Below are 18,406 nucleotides of genomic sequence, written 5' to 3'. Positions count from 1 at the left end.
GCGAAGGCGATCCCCGGTCTCGAAGATCCGCGATCGGTCAAGAAAGGACATCATGTCGACTAAGTCATCACCCCAGAGGGAGGTCTTCGTCTCCCGCTCCGCGTTCATCTTCGCGGCGATCGGATCGGCGATCGGCCTCGGCAACATCTGGCGCTTCCCGTACGTCACCTATGACAACGGCGGCGGCGCCTTCATCATCCCCTACCTGGTCGCACTGCTGACTGCGGGCATCCCTCTCCTCTTCTTCTACTACGCCATGGGCCACCGTGCCCGGGGATCGGCTCCGCTGGCCTTCCGCATGACGCACAGAGCGGCCGAGCCCATCGGCTGGTTCGCCACCGGTGTGGCCATCATCATCGGCATCTACTATGCGGCGATCATCGGCTGGGCCGGTTCCTTCATGTTCTTCTCCCTCGGCGAGTCCTGGGGAGACGACGCGGAGGGGTTCTTCTTCACCGACTACCTCCAGATGGGCGACCCGGGCATCTCGTTCGATTTCGTTCCCGGAGTGCTCATTCCGCTCATCATCGTGTGGGTCGTCGTCCTGGGCATCCTCCTCCTGGGTGTGCAGAACGGCATCGCGGCCTTCTCGAAGATCTTCATCCCGCTGCTCATCGTCCTGTTCCTCGCCCTGGTCATCCGCTCGCTGTTCCTGCCCGGTGCTGTCGACGGCCTCAACGCTCTGTTCACCCCGGACTTCGCAGCATTGGGCGACCCAGGAGTGTGGATCGCGGCCTATGGTCAGATCTTCTTCTCCCTGTCGATCGGCTTCGGCATCATGATCACTTATGCCTCGTACCTGAAGAAGAAGACGAACCTCACCGGCGCCGGCCTCGTCGTGGGCTTCTCGAACTCCGCGTTCGAGATCCTCGCCGGCATCGGCATCTTCGCCGCACTCGGCTTCATGGCCACAGCGCAGGGCGTAGCGGTCGGCGATGTGGCGACCGACGGCATCGGACTGGCTTTCGTCGGCTTCCCGACGCTGATCTCCGAGATGCCCGGCGGAGCGATCTTCGGGTTCGTGTTCTTCGCCTGCCTCGTGTTCGCGGGACTGACCTCGCTCATCTCGATCGTCCAGGTGCCGATCCAGGCCCTGCGAGAGAAGTTCGGCGTCGGCAACAAGGCTTCGACGATCTGGGTCGGCGGAGGAATGGCGGTCATCTCGCTGCTGCTTATGCCCACGATCACCGGCCTCTACGCCCTCGACACCATGGATGCGTTCGCCAACAACATCGGCATCGTCGGCTCGGCCATCCTCGCCATCGTCGTCGTCTGCTGGATGCTGCGCATGATGCCGAAGCTCAGCGGTCACCTCAATGCGGTCTCGAGCTTCAAGCTCGGCATCACCTGGATGATCCTCATCTCGATCACCGGGCTCGTCCTCCTCTACATGCTCATCTCGCAGATCATCAACTACGCGACGAACGGCTACGAGGACTATCCGGCGCTGATCACCGGCACGTACGGCTGGGGCATGATCGCCCTCCTCGTCGTGGCAGCGATCATCCTCTCGGTCGTGAAATGGCCGAAGAAGACACTGGAGGACATGGACGTCGCGATCGCCGACTCTGTGGCCAATGAGAAGACCGAAGACAACAAGGGAGCACTGTAATGGGCACGTCAGCAATCGTCATGATGATCATCGCCATCGTCACCGTCTGGGGCGGCCTCGGCGCTGCGATCCTGCATCTGCGCAAGCACCCGGACGAAGGATGATCCGACTCGGATGACCGCCCAGCGGTGATCCGACGGCCAAGGCGGTTCGATGCTCTGCGCATCGGACCGCCTTCGTCGTCTGCGCCCGCCTCGGCCGAGCCCTCCCGGCCCCAGCCCTCCCCGCCCCAGCATCCGCCGATCTTCCCGACTCCAAGGCACGCAGGACCGAAGCGCTGCCGTCGGCAGGGATCTGCCCGCTCAGGGTCCGGACACACTGGTCGGACACAGCCTGCCTGGTTAGGGTGGACGTGTACGCACTCAGCGCCGGGGCCGACTGCGGCTGAACGCGGCAGCATGCCCCGCGATTGAAGACTCAAACCACGACAGAAGGAGACGCAATGCCACAGACCGTCAAGGGCGTCATCTCCCGCAGCAAGGGAGCGCCCGTCGAGCTCACCGACATCGTCATCCCCGATCCGGGCCCGGGCGAGGTCATCGTCGACGTGAAGTCCTGCGGCGTCTGCCACACGGATTTCCACTACCGGGAGGGCGGCATCAGCGATGACTACCCGTTCCTGCTCGGCCACGAGTCCGCCGGGGTCGTCTCCGAGATCGGCGAAGGCGTGACGAACGTCGCCGTCGGCGATTTCGTCATCCTCAACTGGCGCGCCATCTGCGGCGACTGCCGCGCCTGCAAGCGGGGCGAGCCCTGGTACTGCTTCGCCACCCACAATGCTTCGCAGAAGATGACTCTGCCCGACGGCACCGAGCTCGAGGCGGCTCTGGGCATCGGCTCCTTCGCCGAGAAGACGCTCGTCGCCGCAGGCCAGTGCACGAAGGTCCCCGAGGCGGATCCCGCCGTCGTCGGTCTGCTCGGCTGCGGCATGATGGCCGGCATCGGCGCGGCGATCAACACCGGTGAGGTCACTCGCGGCAAGACCGTGGCTGTGATCGGCGCCGGTGGAGTCGGCTGCGCTGCGATCGCCGGTTCGGCCCTGGCCGGAGCGAACACGATCATCGCCCTCGACATCGATGTGAAGAAGCTGTCCTGGGCGAAGGATCTCGGTGCCACCGATACCGTGGACACGAAGGGCATGAGCGAGGACGAGGTCGTCACTGCGATCCAGGAGCGCACCGGAGGCTTCGGCGCCGATGTCGTCATCGACGCCGTCGGACTCCCCGCCACCTGGCGTCAGGCGTTCTACGGTCGTGACCTCGCCGGCACCGTCGTCCTCGTCGGTGTGCCGACGCCGGAGATGGAGCTGACGGTTCCGCTGCTCGACGTGTTCGGTCGCGGCGGCAAGCTCAAGTCCTCCTGGTACGGTGATTGCCTGCCCGACCGCGACTTCCCGATGCTCGTCGACCTCTACCAGCAGGGTCGCCTGCCGCTGGAGAAGTTCGTGTCCGAACGGATCAGCATCGGCGACGTCGAGGCGGCATTCGACAAGATGGCCCAGGGCCAAGTCCTACGATCGGTGGTGGAACTCTGATGACTGCTATTGAACATCTCGTCACTTCGGGAACCTTCTCCCTCGACGGCGAAACCTTCGACGTCGACAACAACGTGTGGATCATCGGCGATGACTCCGAGGTCATCGTCATCGATCCCGCCCATGACGTCGATGCGATCGCCGAGGCGGTCGGATCCAGAGACGTCAAGGCCGTCCTGCTCACGCACGGTCACGACGATCATGTCGGAGTCGTCCGCGATTTCGCGCAGCGGGTCGGCAATCCCACCGTGTACCTCAACCCCGAGGACTACGTGCTGTGGGACATGACCTATGACAACTACCGCCCCGACGGCCAGATCGCCCACGGCGACACCTGGACCGTCGGCGGCGTCCGCCTCAAGGCGCTGCACACTCCGGGCCACTCCCCCGGTTCGACGTGCTTCTTCGTCGAGACCGGTCTGCCCGCTCCCGCCTCGGCCGGGGCAGGACGGGCCGTCGGTCCGGTGCTGTTCGCCGGAGACACCCTGTTCAACGGAGGCCCCGGAGCCACCGGGCGGTCGCACTCGAGCTTCGAGACGATCATCGAATCGATCCGCGATGTGCTCTTCCCGCTGCCCGAGGCGACCGTCGTGCTCACCGGCCACGGTGAGTCGACGTCGATCGGTGCCGAACGTCCGGCACTCGACGATTGGATCAAACGCGGTCACTGAGGGGCTCGGTCTCGCTGAGGGCCTTGGTCCCAGTGAGAGTCCTGGTCACTGAGAGTCCTTGAGGCTCTTGCCGCAGCACTGAAGGATGGACGCGGGTCGCGCCCCCTGACGGGGTGCGACCCGCTTCTGCGTGTTCCGGCTCCGACGGCTAGACTCGTCGGGTGCCCGAATCACAGTCTCCACAGTCCGCCGGTGCAGCGTCAGCCCCGGCCTCCGCCGCCGCGTCCACCGGTCTCAAGGCGGGGATGAAGCCCCGTCATCTGGTGATGATGAGTCTCGGTTCGGCGATCGGTGCCGGTCTCTTCGTCGGCTCCGGTGCCGGAGTGCAGGCGGCCGGTCCGGCCGTGCTCATCTCCTATGTCGTCGCCGGCCTCATCGTCATCTTCGTCATGCGGGCCCTGGGTGAACTCGTCGCCGCCGACCCGAACCCGGGTGCCTTCTCCCACTATGCGGGCAAGGCCATGGGTCCGGCAGCGGCCTTCGCCGTCGGTGCCCTGTGGTGGGTGCAGCTGTGCCTCGTCGTCGCCGCCGAGGCCACCGCGGCCGCACAGATCGCGGCCTCCTCTATTCCCGCCATCCCGCAGTGGGTCGTCGCTTTGGCGATCATGCTCATCTTCACCGCCATCAACCTCACCACCTCGGGCAGCTTCGGTGAGTTCGAGTTCTGGTTCTCGCTCATCAAGGTCGCGTTCGTCGTCCTCTTCCTCGTCCTCGGCGCCGCCTACCTCTTCGGGTGGACTCCGGCCGAACCGCCGAGCCAGATCTTCGCCGACGGTTTCATGCCCACCGGCGTCCCCGGCATCGCTGCGGGTCTCCTCGTCGTCGCGTTCGCCTTCGGCGGCATCGAGATCGTCGCGGTGGCCGCGGCCGAGACCGCGAATCCCGAACGGAGCGTGAGCCAGGCGATCAAGACGATCGTGTGGCGCATCCTCTTCCTCTACATCGGCTCCGTGGCCATCATCGTCCTCGTCCTGCCTTGGACGGATGAGAGCCTGGCCGAGTCACCGTTCGTCGCGGTGCTCGAGACCGCCGGTCTGCCGTTCGTCGCCTCCCTGCTCGCTGCGGTGATCGTCATCGCGCTGCTGTCGTCGATGAACGCGAACATCTACGGTGCCTCCCGGATGGCGTTCTCGATGTCGCAGCGGTCGATGCTTCCGCGTGGGCTGGGCCGGACGAACCATCGCGGCGTGCCCGTGCCCGCGGTGCTGGCCACCTCGGCGTTCGGTTTCGTGGCCGTGGCGCTCAACTACTTCTGGGCCGCCGAGGTGCTCGGTGTGCTGCTCAACATCGTCGGCTCGACGCTCATCGTCACCTGGGTGGTGACCTTGGTTTCGCAGATCGTGCTGCGCCGTCGCGCCGAGGCGGCTGGGCGCACCCTGCCTCTGCGGATGTGGGGCTACCCCTGGCTGTCGTATGTCACCCTGGCCGGCATCGCCGTGATCATCGGGCTCGGCTTCACGGTCGATTCCGTGCGCTTCCAGATCGTGGGCACGCTCGTCTTCGTCGTCGCCCTCTACCTCGTCGGTCTCGTCGTCACGAAGAGGAACCCGACCGCGAAGGTGTGAGCCCGACGGGCCCGACCTGCCCCACCGCCTATGCGCGCGCCGCTGCCTCTATGCGCGCACCGCCGTCTGTTCGTCCAGCGCCGCCAACTGCTCTTTCAGCGTCGGTGTCGGATGCCCGGATGACGCCCACCCGGTGAGCATGTCCCGTGTCTGACCTCTGTGACGGGCGAAATGTCGGCCCGCATATGCGGTGACGTCGATCGGGACGATGGTCTCCATCGTCTTCAGCACGAACCGAGCGAGGTGCCCGGAGAAGGGAACTCGCATTCCCAAACGTGTTCGGACCGCCTCGGCGGCGGCAAGCGCGGGGCGTTTCAGGTGTGATTTCAGTGCCGCCCAGTCGCCGTCTCGGATGCTCAGTTCGGCGACGAAGGGGATGAACACGGCTGGCGGTGCCAACACGGCGACGAGCGGCACGGGCTGGACGAGCCCACCGAGTCCGCGAGCCAGTGAGCGCACCCCATTCCTGCTCCCGCCGATGAGGAATCGCGGCAGCCCCGCCGGTGCCCAGTAGCGGACCTCGCGCCCGGCGGCGACTGTGCCGGCTTCGACGCGTTCGGACAGGAACGCCGGACCGAAGATGACCGCCTCGGCGTCGGGGAATTCCCTCTGCGCCCGCTCGAGGTCACCGTCGACCTGGCTGGTGATCGCAACGAAGCTCGGAGAGATCTCCCGAATCGCCGAGGCGACCGCCGGGTCGAGGTCGCCCGGCCGGGTGGATAAGACGATGAGATCCCAGGGAGCCGCTTCGCGCGCCCGCTCCCACCCGGTGACCGTCACCCTTCGAGTCGCCGCGACCCGATTCACTGTCCAGCCGGCGGAGCCGGAGCCGGAGTCGGAGTCGGTCGGATCAAGGTCACTGACTCGCCGCGGGTACGCGTTCCGCGGCTGGTCACCCCCGGTGCGGGAGACGACAGCGACGTCGTGGGAATCGGTGAAGAGGGCGGCCCCGGCGATGCCGATGGCGCCGGCCCCTTGGAAGAGGACTCTCATGACGGGTACACGAGGGCGGTGGCCATGGCCGCGATCCCCTCGCCGCGGCCGGTCAGCCCGAGCCCGTCCGAGGTCGTGCCGGAGACGGAGACCGAGGCCCCCACGGCCGCAGACAGTGTCTGCTGGGCTTCGTGGCGGCGACTGCCGATCTTCGGCCGGTTGCCGATGACTTGGACGGCGATGCTGCCGATCTCGACACCGGCGGATCGGACGATTCTGGCCGCCTCGGCGAGCAGTTCGGCACCCGCGGCGCCCGCGAACTCCGGGCGGTCGACGCCGAAGTGCTCGCCGAGGTCGCCGAGTCCGGCGGCAGAGAACAGCGCATCGCAGCATGCGTGGGCGGCGACGTCGGCATCCGAATGTCCGGACAGCCCAGGCTGTCCCGGCCACAGCAGACCGGCGATCCAGAGTTCGCGGTCCGGGTCGGTGGAGAAGGCATGGACGTCGACGCCGATGCCGGTGCGGGGAATGATCGCGGTCATTGCGGTCCTCCTGCGTTCGCATCGCGCATCCGGGCCAGCTGTTCGCCGAGGATGCGGTCGAGTGGGTAGGTGATCTTCAGCGCCTCCTCGTGCCCGGGCACGGCCACGACGTCGACGCCGAGGCGTTCGACCAATCCCGCGTCATCGGTCGCCGGGGCGGCCTCGGAGCGGTGGTGGGCATGGGCGCGCAGCAGGGTCGCGGTTCTGAAACCCTGGGGAGTCTGCACCCGGCGCAGGCGTGACCGGTCGAGGTCACCGCGCAGGACTTCCGTCGGCTCCGCTCCTGCCGATTCGCTCGGCAGAGCACGCCGAACGGTGTCGATCATCGGCAGCACCGGAACGACCGCCTCGGCACCGGATCGCACTGCCGCGTGCACGCGGGAGAACACCTCGGGCGGGGTGAGACAGCGCGCCGCGTCGTGGACGAGGACGATTTCGGAGTCTGCGGCATATTTCAAGGCGATTTGCACTGACTCGATTCGGTCTAAACCGCCTGCTACGGCTGTAATTGAAGTTTCGCATTCCGCATCAGCCATTGCCGCGGCGATTTCATCGCGTGCGCGGAAAAGAAACTCCTCGGGAGCTGCCACCACAATTGTGGAGGCGACTCCCGAGGAGAGGGTCGTCTCGAGGCTGCGGGCCAGAAGGCTCCGCCCGTGAAGACGGACGAAGGCCTTCGGCTCATTGCAACCCAGACGCGATCCCGACCCTGCGGCCGGGATGATGACACAGGTGCTCAGGATGCGAGCACTTCGTCCAGAAGCGCTTCCGCCTCGGACTCTTCCTTCTTCTCAGCCAGGGCGAGTTCGGAGACGAGAATCTGACGAGCCTTCGAGAGCATGCGCTTCTCCCCGGTCGACAGGCCGCGGTCCTGCTCGCGGCGCCAGAGATCACGCACAACCTCGGCGACCTTGATGACGTCACCGGACTGCAGCTTCTCCAGATTCGCTTTGTAACGGCGCGACCAGTTCGCGGGCTCTTCGACGAACTCTGCGCGGAGGACATTGAAGACCTTCTCCACGCCTTCCTCGCCGACGACGTCTCGCACACCGACGAGATCGCAGTTCTCAGCGGGAACCTCGATCACTAGATCACCATGGGCGACCTGGAGCTTGAGATACAGTTTCTCCTCACCTTTGATGGATCGCTTCTTGATTTCTTGGATTGTCGCTGCACCGTGATGTGGATAGACAACAGTGTCGCCGACCTGGAAACTCATATTCTCTTCAAACCCCTTTCGCGGAATCCCAGTTTACCATGAGGCGCGCCACAGAAATCGTTCAGGGTAACGAATCTTCATGCTAGGCTCCGCCTCCCGAGGCTCGTGGGAATCGCCGATCGGCGGCCTCGCCAGCGCGAATATCGGCATCGGGCGCATTGCCGTCATCACGGATCGAGCAGGTGAGCCGATCCCGTCGGGAAATGAACTTCCCATGAACTCGACCCACGCCACGGCGCCATGAGGCTCCGTTTCCTCAGCAGGCTTTCGTCCGCACCCGGGATGCGGTTCTACAGCGGGTCAAAAACCGGGTAGTATACAGACTGATCTTGTATTGCCACTTCAAGGAGCATAATGAAACGGCACAACCGCGCGGCCCTCGCCGTTGCCGCACTCGCTCTCGTTATCCCCGTCAGCGGATGTGCAAGCCTGCTGTCTCCCCATCAGACCGCCGAATACCATTACAACGGCGGCGATGGAGCCTCGGGCACAGTTGGTGACGTCGAACTCCGTGGGCTCATGCTCATCACGGACAAGTCCGGCAGCGGTCCGGCACAGCTGTTCTTCACTCTGATCAACAAGGGCGAGGACAATGCCAAGGTGTCCATCGATGTCGCCGGCACATCGGTGAGCGAATCGGTCAAGGCGGGCGACACCTTCGTCCAGGACCCGAACAGCCCCGAGACCTCGGCGAAGGAAGTCATCACGGTCGACGGTCTCGATGCCGAGCCCGGTGACCTCGTCGACGTCACTGTGAAGAGCGGCAGCGACGAGAAGACGATCCAGACTCAGCTGCTCAGCGATGTGCTCCCGTACTACAAGGAGTACGTGCCGTCCGAGTCGCCGTCGAGTGTGCCCAGCGAAAGCGCTGACGCCGCCGAAGGAACCGGCAGCGTCAACGGCTGACCTCTTCCCTCCGCGAACACGAAGGAGCCGCTCACTCGAAGTGAGCGGCTCCTTTCGCATTCACTGCCGATCGTCGACCGAGTGCGGGCCCGGCCCGCCGACCAACCTGTCGAACCCAGCGTGCCGGCCAAGTCCAGCCGGTCCCGGCCCGCCGGCTGGTTCAGGCCTCGAACTTGTACCCGAGTCCGCGCACGGTCGTGAGCAGGCGCGGTTCGGAGGGATTCTCCTCGACTTTCGCGCGCAGGCGTTTGACGTGGACGTCGAGGGTCTTCGTATCGCCGACATAGTCTTCGCCCCAGATCCGGTCGATGAGCTGACCGCGGGTCATCACCCGTCCGGAGTTGCGCACGAGGATCTCGAGCAGCTCGAATTCCTTCAGCGGCATCGACAGCTCCTCACCACGGACCGACACGACGTGGCGTTCGACGTCGATGCGCACTCCCCCGGCTTCAAGCACGGACTCGTCCTCGAAGTCATCGGTTTCGACATTGCGACGCAGCACCGCACGCACTCGGGCCAGCAGCTCACGCGAGGAGTACGGCTTCGTCACATAGTCATCGGCGCCGAGCTCGAGCCCCACGACCTTGTCGATCTCCGAATCCTTGGCCGTGAGCATGATGATCGGCACGTTCGACTTCGCGCGCAGCTCGCGGCAGACCTCGGTGCCGGACGCCCCGGGGAGCATGAGGTCGAGCAGGACCAGGTCGGCGCCGCTGCGGTCGAATTCCGCCAGAGCCCTGAGTCCGTCATCGGCGACCGTCACCTCGTACCCTTCCTTACCGAGCAGATACGACAGCGGGTCCGAGAACGATTCCTCGTCCTCGACAAGCAGAATACGAGTCACGTTGTGAGCTTCCTTTGTTCGCTTTCATCGGTCAGTTCTTCGGGTGAGCCGGTCTTCTCGGCTCGGGTGGCGTCGCCGCCGTTTCCATTATCACCAGCGCCGGGCGTCGTGTCGTCCACGACGTCATTGTGCGCATCGTCGCCGGCATTCGCCGAGGCGGTGTCGTCGTCGGCATCATCCGCCGAGCCTGTCCTGCCCCGCACCGAGGCGGTGCCCGCCGGATTCGCGGAATGTTCGATGAGCACGCCTTCGGGGGCCGAATCGCTCGCCGAGTGCTCGGGCGCGGTTCCGGCCAGCGGGAGCACGATCGTGAAGGTCGATCCCTTTCCGAGCCGGCTCCACACCCGGACTTCGCCGCCGTGGGTGGCGATGATGTGCTTGACGATGCTCAGTCCCAGCCCGGTGCCGCCGGTGATCCGCGACCGGGCCGGATCGACGCGGTAGAAGCGTTCGAAGACGCGTTCGGTGTCCTGCGCAGACATGCCGATGCCTTGGTCGGTCACGGCGATCTCGACGCGTTCGTCGACGAGGTCGACCCCGACCCCGACGCGGGTGCCGTCGGGTGAGTAGTTGATGGCGTTGTCGATGAGGTTGCGCACGGCGTTGACGAGCAGTTCGTAGTTGCCCTCGATGAGCAGGTCCCGGGGCGGGGAGATCTCGATGTGGATGTTCTTGCCTTCCGCACGCGTGCGGGCCCGGTCGGCGGCGTCGTCGACCACCTCGGCGGCGGAGATCTTCTCTGTCGTCGCGGGTGCCGCGTGGTCCTGGACGCGGGAGAGGTCGATGATCTCCTGGACGAGCTGGGTCAACCGCTTCGACTCTCGCTGCATCCGCCCGCCGAAGCGTTCGACGGCGGCGGGGTCGTCGGCGAAGTCGGTGACCGCCTCGGCGAGGAGCGCCATCGCTCCGATCGGGGTCTTGAGTTCGTGGGAGACGTTGGCGACGAAGTCGCGGCGGACGGCGTCGACGCGTTTGGATTCGGTCTGGTCATCGCAGAGGACGAGGACGAAGGACGTGCCCAAGGGCGCGACGCGGGCGTGCAGGAAGCGAAGCACGGAGTCGGAGTTCTCGCGCTTCTGCTCGAGGTCGATCTCTTCGATGAGGCCCCGGGCGCGGACGCGGCCGACGACGCCCAGCATCTCCGATGATGCCAGCGAATGGCCTCTGACCAGGCCGAATGTGTACGCGGCGGGTGAGGCTTTGACGACGTCGTCGCCGGCGTCGACGACGATCGCGGCCGAGGGCAGGACGGCGAGGACTTCGGCGATGCCTTCGGGCAGGTCGTCTTCGGAATGCAGATCGGCAGCATCGCGGGAGCGTTCGCTGAAACGGAACGCGAGAATGCCCGCTATGCCCAGGCCCAGGCCGACGACGCCGGTCAGGACCGCCACTACTAAGAGATCCACAGTCTCAAGCTTAGGCGCTGTCCATCGTCTCGGTGCACCGAATTCACCGACGCGTGACCTATTTGCCGAGGAATTCACCTTCCCGACAAGCGACGTTCACCCGTCTCTGCGAAGCTGACGTCTGTGTGCCTGCGCTCCCCCACCCGAATCTGCCCGCTTCCGGGCGCAGACCCGAAAGCACAGCACCCGAAAGCACAGCACCCGAAGGCACAGCCCCGGAGGCGCAGACCCGAACGCACAGATCGGGCACGCACACCCACCGACGTTCCGATGAGGAACTCCTCGCACGACCGAGAGTAAGGATCCGCCGCCAATGCGCGAAGTCTTCAGAAACGAACTGGACGATCTGGCCACCCAGCTGGTCGGCATGTCCACCAAGACCCTCGATGCGATCCGTCTGGCCAACCAGGCGCTGCATGCGAATGACCTGGAGCTGGCTGAGCAGGTCATCGAGGCCGACGCCGTCATCGACAACATGCAGTTCACCCTCGACCAGCAGGCCGCTGAGATGCTCGCGCTGCAGGCTCCGGTGGCCGCCGATCTGCGTGCCGTCATCGGATCGCTGCGGATGTCGGCATCGCTCGAGCGGATGGGCGACCTCGCCCGTCACATCGCTCAGCAGGTGCGCATCCGCTACCCGGAATCGGCGATCCCGGAGGTCTTCGAGTCGACGTTCGCGCGCATGGGCGAGTCCGGTGAGAAGATCGCCGAGGCGACACAGCGGCTGCTGTCGAACCCCGGCCTGACCGATGTGCCCACTATCAACGCCATCGACGAGGAGCTCGACGAACTGCACCTGAGCGTGTTCGCCAAGCTCGCCGAGGTGCCTGCAGGCTCGCTGGCCCCGCGCCACATCGCCGATGTCACGCTGCTCTCGCGCTACTACGAGCGCTTCGGCGATCACGCGGTGTCGGTGTCGCAGAAGGTCGAATACCTGCTCACCGGCAATTGGGAGCCGCATCTGTCGAAGAAGTGACGGCGCCGCGAACGAAGAACGATGATCGCCGAGGTGGGGCTTCCACCTCGGCGATCATCGTTTGCGTTCGGGCCGGCCAGGCGGCCGAGACCTCAGCTCTCAGCGCCCCTGGTTGGCCACTTGGCCGATGGCGGCAGCAGCGGCCTCGGGATCGAGGTAGGTGCCGCCGGGCGTGACCGGGGTGAAATCCTCGGTCAGTTCGTAGTGCAGCGGGATGCCGGTGGGGATGTTGAGTCCCGTGATATCGGCATCGGAGATTCCGTCGAGGTGCTTGACCAGCGCGCGCAGCGAGTTGCCGTGAGCGGCGACGAGCACGGTCTTGCCGACGGTGAGTTCGGGGACGAGGACGTCGTACCAGTAGGGCAGGAGGCGGTCGATGACATCGGCGAGGCACTCGGTGCGGGGCATCGAATCACCGAGGTTGGCGTAGCGAGCCTCACCGGCCTGCGAGAATTCCGAGCTGTCGGCCAGCGCCGGCGGCGGAGTGTCGAAGGAGCGGCGCCAGGTCATGAACTGCTCTTCGCCGAACTCCTCCCGGATCTCCTTCTTGTTCTTGCCCTGCAGCGCACCGTAGTGGCGTTCGTTGAGGCGCCAGCTGCGGTGAACGTCGAGCCAGGACAGGTCAGCGGCCTCGAGCGCGAGGTTCGCGGTGAGGATCGCCCGCTTGAGACGGGAGGTGTGGACGACGTCCGGGATGAGGCCCTTTTCGCGCAGCAGCTCACCGGCGCGCTGGCCTTCTGCACGGCCTTTGTCGGTGAGGGTCACATCGACCCACCCGGTGAACAGATTCTTCTGGTTCCATTCGCTCTCGCCGTGGCGCAGCAGGATGAGGTTATACGTCATGGCACCATTTTGGCACGAGAGTGCGCGGGCGTCTCCCGGGCTCGTCGCACGAGCAATCCCCGGGCCCGTGGCACGAGCGCTGCGCGGACCTGACCGGTGTCTCATCATTCGGCTCAGTGTCTCGCATCACAAAACGCCGAGAGTAGTCTGAGCGCATGTCTGACGCACCGATACACCAGTCCCCCGCGAGCTCTGACGCTCCCGCCGCCGACCGCAGCTCGATCATCGCGGTCACGGCACTGCCGGTCCTCGTCATCATCGCAGGCGTCCTCGGATTCCTCCTCCCCGAGGCGTTCACGCCTCTTGCGCCGTCGATCACTTGGGCTCTCGGCGTCGTCATGTTCTTCATGGGACTGACGCTGACCCTGCCGGACTTCACCCGCATCGCCAAGCGCCCGTGGATCGCGGTCCTCGGCGTCGTCACGCAGTTCGTGGCGATGCCGCTGCTCGGCCTCCTCGTCGTCACCGTCTATTCGCTTCCCGCCGAGATCGCCGTCGGCGTCATCCTCGTCGGCTGCGCGCCCGGCGGCACGGCGTCGAATGTCGTCACCTATCTGGCCAAGGGCGATACGGCTCTGTCGGTGTCGATCACGACTCTGTCGACGCTGTGTGCACCGATCCTCACCCCGCTGCTGACCCTGTGGCTGGCCGGTTCCTACATGGATGTGCCGTTCTGGTCGATGTTCGTCTCGATCTGTCAGACCGTGCTCGTGCCGGTCATTGTCGGCGTGATCATCCGCATATTCGCCTCGAAGTTCGTCGACCTGATCGCGCCCGTGCTGCCGTGGCTGGCGTCGGTGTCGATCGCCTACATCGTCGCCATCGTCGTGGCCGGTTCGGCCGGTTCGATCGCGACCGCCGGGGTGCTCGTGCTGCTGGCCGTGGTCACACACAATCTGCTCGGACTCGGCGTCGGCTACGGCGTGGCCGCCGCCTGCCGCCTCGACACTCCGACCCGCCGGGCTCTGTCGTTCGAGGTCGGGCTCCAGAACTCCGGGCTCGCCTCGACCCTGGCCACGACCTACTTCTCGCCGCTGGCGGCTCTGCCCGGCGCGGTCTTCAGTGTGTGGCACAACGTCTCCGGTGCCCTGCTCGCCTCGGTCTTCGCCCGCCGCCCCTACGGCAAGCCCCCGGTCGGGGCCGCTCATCGCGAAACGGCGTCGGTCGGCACCGGCCCCACCGAGGAGACCCGGGGTTGAGCACCGAGGCGGCTCCGGGCCGAGGCTTCGACTCCTTCCGTCCCGAGGTCCTCGAGGTGTCGGGACGGACGTTCACGGTCCGTCGGGCCGCCGAATCCGATGTGCCCGCCCTCATCGCGCTGCTGCGCGATGACGTCCTCGGCGCCTCTCGAGAAGCTCCTGCCAGCACAGACGCGGCCGCCTACCATCGCGCGTTCGCGCTCATCGCAGCCGACCCGAATCAGCTGCTCGTGGCCGTGGAGGAGGATTCCGCTGTGGTCGGGACCTTGCAGCTGAGCCTCATTCCCAGCCTGTCCAGGCGAGGCACGCTGCGGCTGCAGATCGAGGCGGTGCGCGTCGGTGCGGCCGCGCAGGGAATCGGACTCGGCACGGCGGTCTTCGAATGGGCGCACGCCTGCGGTCGTCGCGTCGGGGCAGGCATCGCACAGCTGACGACTGACCGCTCACGCACCGATGCGCACCGCTTCTATGCTCGGCTCGGCTATGTCGCCAGCCACGAGGGTCTCAAACTCTCCCTCGATTGAGTGAGCTGCGGTTCGGATCGGGCCTGGCCGCTCTCGCCGTCAGCGTCCGTGCTCGTCCTGCGCCCTATCGGATTCCCCGCTCGACTCCGCGCTCTGCTCATCCGCGCCGTCTCCGTTCGCAGTACGCGCGCTGCCGTCTTCGCTCGTGGCCTGCTCATCCGCGCCGTCTTCGCTCGTGGTCCGAGGGCTGCCAGCGATCGCCGTCGTCTCGGGCAGCTGCGCCTGAGAATCGTCGAAGGTGCCGAGGAATTCGTTGTCTTCTCCGCTGAGCACCTTCTCGAACGCGGCGAGATTCCGCGTCGATTCTCCGCGGCTGACCCGCCACGCCCATTCCTTCTTCATCCCGGTGATGAAGCCGATGAGGAGGAGTTCGTTGAATGAGGAATCCGCCGTCGAGAGCATCGCGGCGAGCAGCGTGTCGAGCTCGTCGAGCAGATGGTCCCTGGGCACGCTCGCCCGCAGATACACATCGCCGAGGCTGTCGATCGCGAAGGCCACCGGTCCGGGCCTGAGATTCTTCTGCAGCAGCCACCGGTTGAATGCGGCCGGGTTCTCATCGGGGTGGCGGATGACGAAGGCCTGCAGGTGAGCGGTGCGGGCGAAGACGCTGATCGCGACGTTCGTCTTCAGCTTCTTCTCCCCCGGCAGGGTCACGACGATCTCCGCGTCCTCCACCGAGTCGACGGGAACATCGTTGGCCTCGGCCCAGGTGCGCACACCTTCCAGGATCGCCTCGGTGTCGGTGCTCATGCTCTCACGCCTTTCGCTCGGCCTTCATGCTCACCGCCGACTCTAGTCCTTCAGCACGCTCCGAGGGCTTCCGACCGCCGTGATGCCGCTTCGGACAGCTCGGATCGGCTGGAGCGACCGGCCGATTCGGGCAGTGCGTCGAGGACGGCCGCGACGGTGCGGGACCAGTCGAAGCGTTCGGCGCGCGCCGTGGCGTGGCCGGCGAGTTCGGTGCGCAGATCCGCATCGCGCAGCAGGGTTTCGATCGCCGTCGCCCAGTGGTGCGGGTTGTGGTCGGCGATGAGCAGCCCCGAATGGCCGTGTTCGACGATTTCGGGCAGTCCTCCCACCGCCGAGGCGATCGCCGGCAGTCCCGACGCCGCCGCTTCCGCGGCAACGAGTCCGAACGACTCGCTGCGAGAGGGCACGATGAGCACATCGGCGGCCCGGTAGTAGTCGACGAGGATGTGCGAGGGCACGGGCGGGCGGACTTCGACGCTGGGCTCGGAGGCGATCGCCGAGTTCAGCCCTCGCAGGTACGACGAGGACGCACCGCCGGGCCGCGGCGCCGCGGATTGCGGCATCGCGGGCCGCGGCTTCGCGGGTTGCGGCGTCGCGGGTTGCGTTGTCGAGTTCGTCGTCGCGGGCTGCGACATCGCAGGGTGCACTGACGAGATCTGCGCCGTACGTCCGGTGTCGATCCCGGAGACCGCGCCGAGGAGGATTCCGCGGGTCCGCGCGGCCAGGTGCGGGTCCCGTTCGCGCAGGTCGGCCAGGGCGTCGACGGCGACATCGGTGCCCTTGATGAACTGCATCCGCCCGACGTAGAGGACGATGGCTTCGTCGTCGGAGAAGCCGAGTCGTTCGCGGGCCGCCGACTTCGTTCCGGGTACGTAGAGGGCATGGTCGACGCCGGGACGGGCGACGACCACGGTGTCCGGCTCGGCGCGCAGTTCGGTGATGAGGTCACGGCGTTCAACGGGTGTCGCGGCGACGAGCAGGTCCGCCTCCGCGGCGATCCGCTCTTCGGCTTCCAGCCGCTGGGGCCGTTCGTGGCTGGTTTCGGAGTCGCGGTTCTTCACCGCGCCGATCGTGTGCATGCTCACCGCGATGGGGGCTCCACCTGCAGTCCCACCTGTGGCCCCACCTGCAATCTCGTCTGCGACCTCACCGGCGATCTCACGGGTGCGCAGGGCCGCCTCGGCGGAGATCCAATAGTGGGCCCACACGAACTCCGCGGCGCGAAAATCCGGATGGTCGATGAGCAGCTGCGCGAGTTCGTCAATGGCATCGGCGAGCTCGTCCTTCGTCGTCGCGCCGACGGAAAGATGGTGGATGGTGATGGATTCGGAGAGTTCCATCCGCTCTCCCACGGTGCCGGCTGCATCACCCGCGCCCGTGCCGTCGAGTCCGCCCGGGTCGGCGGTGAACACGTCGACACGGTGACCGGCGGCGGAGAGCGCGCGCACCGTCTGGTCGACGTAGACGTTCATTCCACCGGCGTCGCCCTGGCCCGGTTGGGCCGCGGGAGAGGTGTGGAGGGAGAGGACACAGATGCGCACGGAGACAGTCTAGCCAACGACCTCGGTCTGGTGACTATCCGAAGAATTCGCCGAGGATGCGCCGCACCTCGTGACGCCCGCGCCACAGGATCGAACCGGCCGGCAGCACCTCGAGGCGGGAGTTCGGGATCGCACGATGGATCCCCTCGGCGATGGCGACCGGATGAGCGGAATCGTCTTCGTGGGTGAGGATCAGGATCTCGCCGGGGAAGGCCCGCAGGTTCTCGGCGGCCACGGCTGTGTCGTCGACGGCCGTTTCGAGGGCGAGTCCGAGGCCGTCGGACATGTCGGTGCCGATGAGGTTCTCGGCCTTCGCCTTCGTCCACGCCCGGGCGGGAAGCATCTGGGCCACCTCGGCGGGTTCGCGGGAGAGCATGAGATCGACGATGCCGTCGATGTCCTCGTCGGCGACCAAGCCGCGCAATTGCTCCAGGTAGGAGCGGTTGGCGGTGGCCACCTCGGCGGGGAATCCGGTGAAGGAGGCGGGGAGGACGAGAGCGACCTTCTCGAGGCCGCGCACGGTTGGGTGGGCGGTGCTCAGCAGGTGGAGCAGACCCCCGGCGGACATCGACACGCCCAGGGCGCGGCTCGCCGAGGTGGTCTCCACGGCTTCGGCGAGGACCCTGCCGATCTGCGGGTAGGTCCACCCGGGACCGGGTGAGGGACGGCCGCCGTGTCCGGGCAGGTGGAGGAAGTGGCGGGTGCCGCTGATACCGGTGCCGAAGGGGCGGGTGTCGCGGATCGCGCCGGCGAATCCGTGGCCCAACAGGGTGTGCGGTTCGCCGGATCCGAACGTGGCGATGTAGCCGGATTCGGGACCCGGAAGGTTGAGGTCTGGGCTCATGCGATGCGGGGGCTCAGCGGTTGCGGTAGCGCGGGTCGACGGCGCGGACCTTCGGACGCACATCGGTGAGGTACACGATGCCGGCCACGAGGGCGATGATGTTGAGGAAGATCATGCTCATGCCCATCGGCGGGAGGGCGATGAGGGCGAGCGCGAGTCCGACGCCGAGGAGGATGACCCAGAACTTCTTGCTCTGCTTGTCCACGGCGCGGTAGTTCTCATCCTTGAAGCGGAGGCAGTCGATGAACGCCCACAGTTGGACGACGAATGCGGCCACCGTCAGAGCGAGAAAGACGAGACGCTGAAAGCCCGCGATGTATTCCATCCCCACAGCCTAGCAATCGCACTCGTCGAGGTCAGGCCCCGGAGGCGAATCCTCGGCGAGTGCCCACCCGCGTCCCACCGGTCTCTCAGCGCGACTGCGCGTCGATGGGCAGCGGGGCCGCATCTGGGCAGCCTCGAGCTGACCGACGGGGCTGAGGCACAGGTGGACAGCG

General features: G+C 66.3%; 20 protein-coding genes. 9 read left to right on the top strand and 11 right to left on the bottom strand.

Going from position 1 to position 18,406, the window contains the following annotated elements:
• Window positions 1-52 precede the first annotated feature (52 nt).
• The 5 genes from ACPUD7_RS10845 (at window position 53) to ACPUD7_RS10825 (ending at window position 5,382) form a co-directional block, all read left to right on the top strand.
• On the top strand, window positions 53-1,612 hold the full coding sequence (locus ACPUD7_RS10845; RefSeq protein WP_135539202.1) for a sodium-dependent transporter: 1,560 nt from the start codon (window positions 53-55) through the stop codon (window positions 1,610-1,612).
• The gene (locus tag ACPUD7_RS10840) at window positions 1,612-1,716 is read left to right on the top strand and encodes a methionine/alanine import family NSS transporter small subunit (RefSeq protein ID WP_135539204.1); all 105 of its coding nucleotides are present in this window, start codon (window positions 1,612-1,614) and stop codon (window positions 1,714-1,716) included. The genes ACPUD7_RS10845 and ACPUD7_RS10840 overlap by 1 nt, the downstream gene beginning before the upstream one ends.
• 338 nt (window positions 1,717-2,054) lie before the next feature.
• Complete coding sequence (locus ACPUD7_RS10835) at window positions 2,055-3,146, top strand: S-(hydroxymethyl)mycothiol dehydrogenase (protein WP_425119895.1); 1,092 nt, start codon at window positions 2,055-2,057, stop codon at window positions 3,144-3,146.
• Complete coding sequence (locus ACPUD7_RS10830; protein ID WP_135539208.1) at window positions 3,146-3,817, top strand: MBL fold metallo-hydrolase; 672 nt, start codon at window positions 3,146-3,148, stop codon at window positions 3,815-3,817. The genes ACPUD7_RS10835 and ACPUD7_RS10830 overlap by 1 nt, the downstream gene beginning before the upstream one ends.
• A 245-nt stretch (window positions 3,818-4,062) precedes the next feature.
• On the top strand, window positions 4,063-5,382 hold the full coding sequence (locus ACPUD7_RS10825; protein WP_425119925.1) for an amino acid permease: 1,320 nt from the start codon (window positions 4,063-4,065) through the stop codon (window positions 5,380-5,382).
• Between the two features lie 48 nt (window positions 5,383-5,430).
• Here the strand turns inward: ACPUD7_RS10825 and ACPUD7_RS10820 are convergent, their stop codons facing one another.
• From ACPUD7_RS10820 to ACPUD7_RS10805, 4 genes are read right to left on the bottom strand one after another with little or no spacing between them, the layout of a single operon-like run.
• Window positions 5,431-6,375, bottom strand: coding sequence for a hypothetical protein (locus ACPUD7_RS10820; RefSeq protein ID WP_425119894.1), 945 nt, complete (start codon window positions 6,373-6,375; stop codon window positions 5,431-5,433).
• Window positions 6,372-6,857, bottom strand: a complete 486-nt coding sequence (ispF, locus tag ACPUD7_RS10815; RefSeq protein WP_425119893.1) for a 2-C-methyl-D-erythritol 2,4-cyclodiphosphate synthase — start codon at window positions 6,855-6,857, stop codon at window positions 6,372-6,374. The genes ACPUD7_RS10820 and ispF overlap by 4 nt, the downstream gene beginning before the upstream one ends.
• Complete coding sequence (locus tag ACPUD7_RS10810) at window positions 6,854-7,552, bottom strand: IspD/TarI family cytidylyltransferase (RefSeq protein ID WP_425119924.1); 699 nt, start codon at window positions 7,550-7,552, stop codon at window positions 6,854-6,856. Before ACPUD7_RS10810 ends, ispF begins: the two co-directional genes overlap by 4 nt.
• A 41-nt stretch (window positions 7,553-7,593) precedes the next feature.
• Window positions 7,594-8,076, bottom strand: a complete 483-nt coding sequence (locus ACPUD7_RS10805) for a CarD family transcriptional regulator (protein ID WP_135539215.1) — start codon at window positions 8,074-8,076, stop codon at window positions 7,594-7,596.
• Window positions 8,077-8,430: 354 nt separating this feature from the next.
• Between ACPUD7_RS10805 and ACPUD7_RS10800 the strand changes: the two genes are divergently transcribed.
• The gene (locus tag ACPUD7_RS10800) at window positions 8,431-8,982 is read left to right on the top strand and encodes a hypothetical protein (protein ID WP_205683335.1); all 552 of its coding nucleotides are present in this window, start codon (window positions 8,431-8,433) and stop codon (window positions 8,980-8,982) included.
• A gap of 160 nt (window positions 8,983-9,142) precedes the next feature.
• Here the strand turns inward: ACPUD7_RS10800 and ACPUD7_RS10795 are convergent, their stop codons facing one another.
• A complete protein-coding gene (locus tag ACPUD7_RS10795; RefSeq protein WP_135539217.1) occupies window positions 9,143-9,826 on the bottom strand; it encodes a response regulator transcription factor in 684 nt (227 codons plus the stop codon).
• Complete coding sequence (locus tag ACPUD7_RS10790; RefSeq protein ID WP_425119892.1) at window positions 9,823-11,232, bottom strand: sensor histidine kinase; 1,410 nt, start codon at window positions 11,230-11,232, stop codon at window positions 9,823-9,825. Before ACPUD7_RS10790 ends, ACPUD7_RS10795 begins: the two co-directional genes overlap by 4 nt.
• A gap of 313 nt (window positions 11,233-11,545) precedes the next feature.
• On the opposite strand from ACPUD7_RS10790, the gene phoU reads away from it, so the two are divergent.
• Window positions 11,546-12,208 (top strand): phosphate signaling complex protein PhoU, encoded by a 663-nt coding sequence (gene phoU, locus ACPUD7_RS10785; protein ID WP_425119891.1) that lies wholly within the window; start codon window positions 11,546-11,548, stop codon window positions 12,206-12,208.
• Window positions 12,209-12,307: 99 nt separating this feature from the next.
• On the opposite strand, the gene ACPUD7_RS10780 is transcribed toward phoU, so the two are convergent.
• Window positions 12,308-13,051: a phosphoglyceromutase gene (locus tag ACPUD7_RS10780; protein ID WP_135539222.1), complete on the bottom strand. Its 744-nt coding sequence runs from the start codon at window positions 13,049-13,051 to the stop codon at window positions 12,308-12,310.
• A gap of 155 nt (window positions 13,052-13,206) precedes the next feature.
• Here ACPUD7_RS10780 and ACPUD7_RS10775 point away from each other — a divergent pair, with 155 nt between their 5' ends.
• Window positions 13,207-14,250 carry a bile acid:sodium symporter family protein gene (locus tag ACPUD7_RS10775; protein ID WP_425119890.1) on the top strand — a complete coding sequence of 348 codons (1,044 nt, stop codon included), beginning with the start codon at window positions 13,207-13,209 and terminating at the stop codon, window positions 14,248-14,250.
• Window positions 14,247-14,774 (top strand): N-acetyltransferase family protein, encoded by a 528-nt coding sequence (locus tag ACPUD7_RS10770; RefSeq protein WP_425119889.1) that lies wholly within the window; start codon window positions 14,247-14,249, stop codon window positions 14,772-14,774. Before ACPUD7_RS10775 ends, ACPUD7_RS10770 begins: the two co-directional genes overlap by 4 nt.
• 39 nt (window positions 14,775-14,813) lie before the next feature.
• Here the strand turns inward: ACPUD7_RS10770 and ACPUD7_RS10765 are convergent, their stop codons facing one another.
• The 4 genes from ACPUD7_RS10765 to ACPUD7_RS10750 are packed head-to-tail and all read right to left on the bottom strand — an operon-like array spanning window position 14,814 to window position 18,234.
• A complete protein-coding gene (locus ACPUD7_RS10765; protein WP_425119888.1) occupies window positions 14,814-15,524 on the bottom strand; it encodes a YbjN domain-containing protein in 711 nt (236 codons plus the stop codon).
• A gap of 50 nt (window positions 15,525-15,574) precedes the next feature.
• Window positions 15,575-17,065 (bottom strand): glycosyltransferase, encoded by a 1,491-nt coding sequence (locus ACPUD7_RS10760; protein ID WP_425119887.1) that lies wholly within the window; start codon window positions 17,063-17,065, stop codon window positions 15,575-15,577.
• A gap of 34 nt (window positions 17,066-17,099) precedes the next feature.
• Window positions 17,100-17,909: an alpha/beta fold hydrolase gene (locus ACPUD7_RS10755; RefSeq protein WP_425119886.1), complete on the bottom strand. Its 810-nt coding sequence runs from the start codon at window positions 17,907-17,909 to the stop codon at window positions 17,100-17,102.
• A 13-nt stretch (window positions 17,910-17,922) separates the two neighbouring features.
• A complete protein-coding gene (locus tag ACPUD7_RS10750; RefSeq protein WP_092010787.1) occupies window positions 17,923-18,234 on the bottom strand; it encodes a DUF2516 family protein in 312 nt (103 codons plus the stop codon).
• Between the last annotated feature and the right edge of the window lie 172 nt (window positions 18,235-18,406).

This window comes from Brevibacterium sp. FAM 24630, assembly GCF_049804075.1.
GTDB lineage: Bacteria > Actinomycetota > Actinomycetes > Actinomycetales > Brevibacteriaceae > Brevibacterium.
Note: the sequence above shows the minus strand (reverse complement) of the source record. Positions and strands in the feature narration are given on the sequence as shown.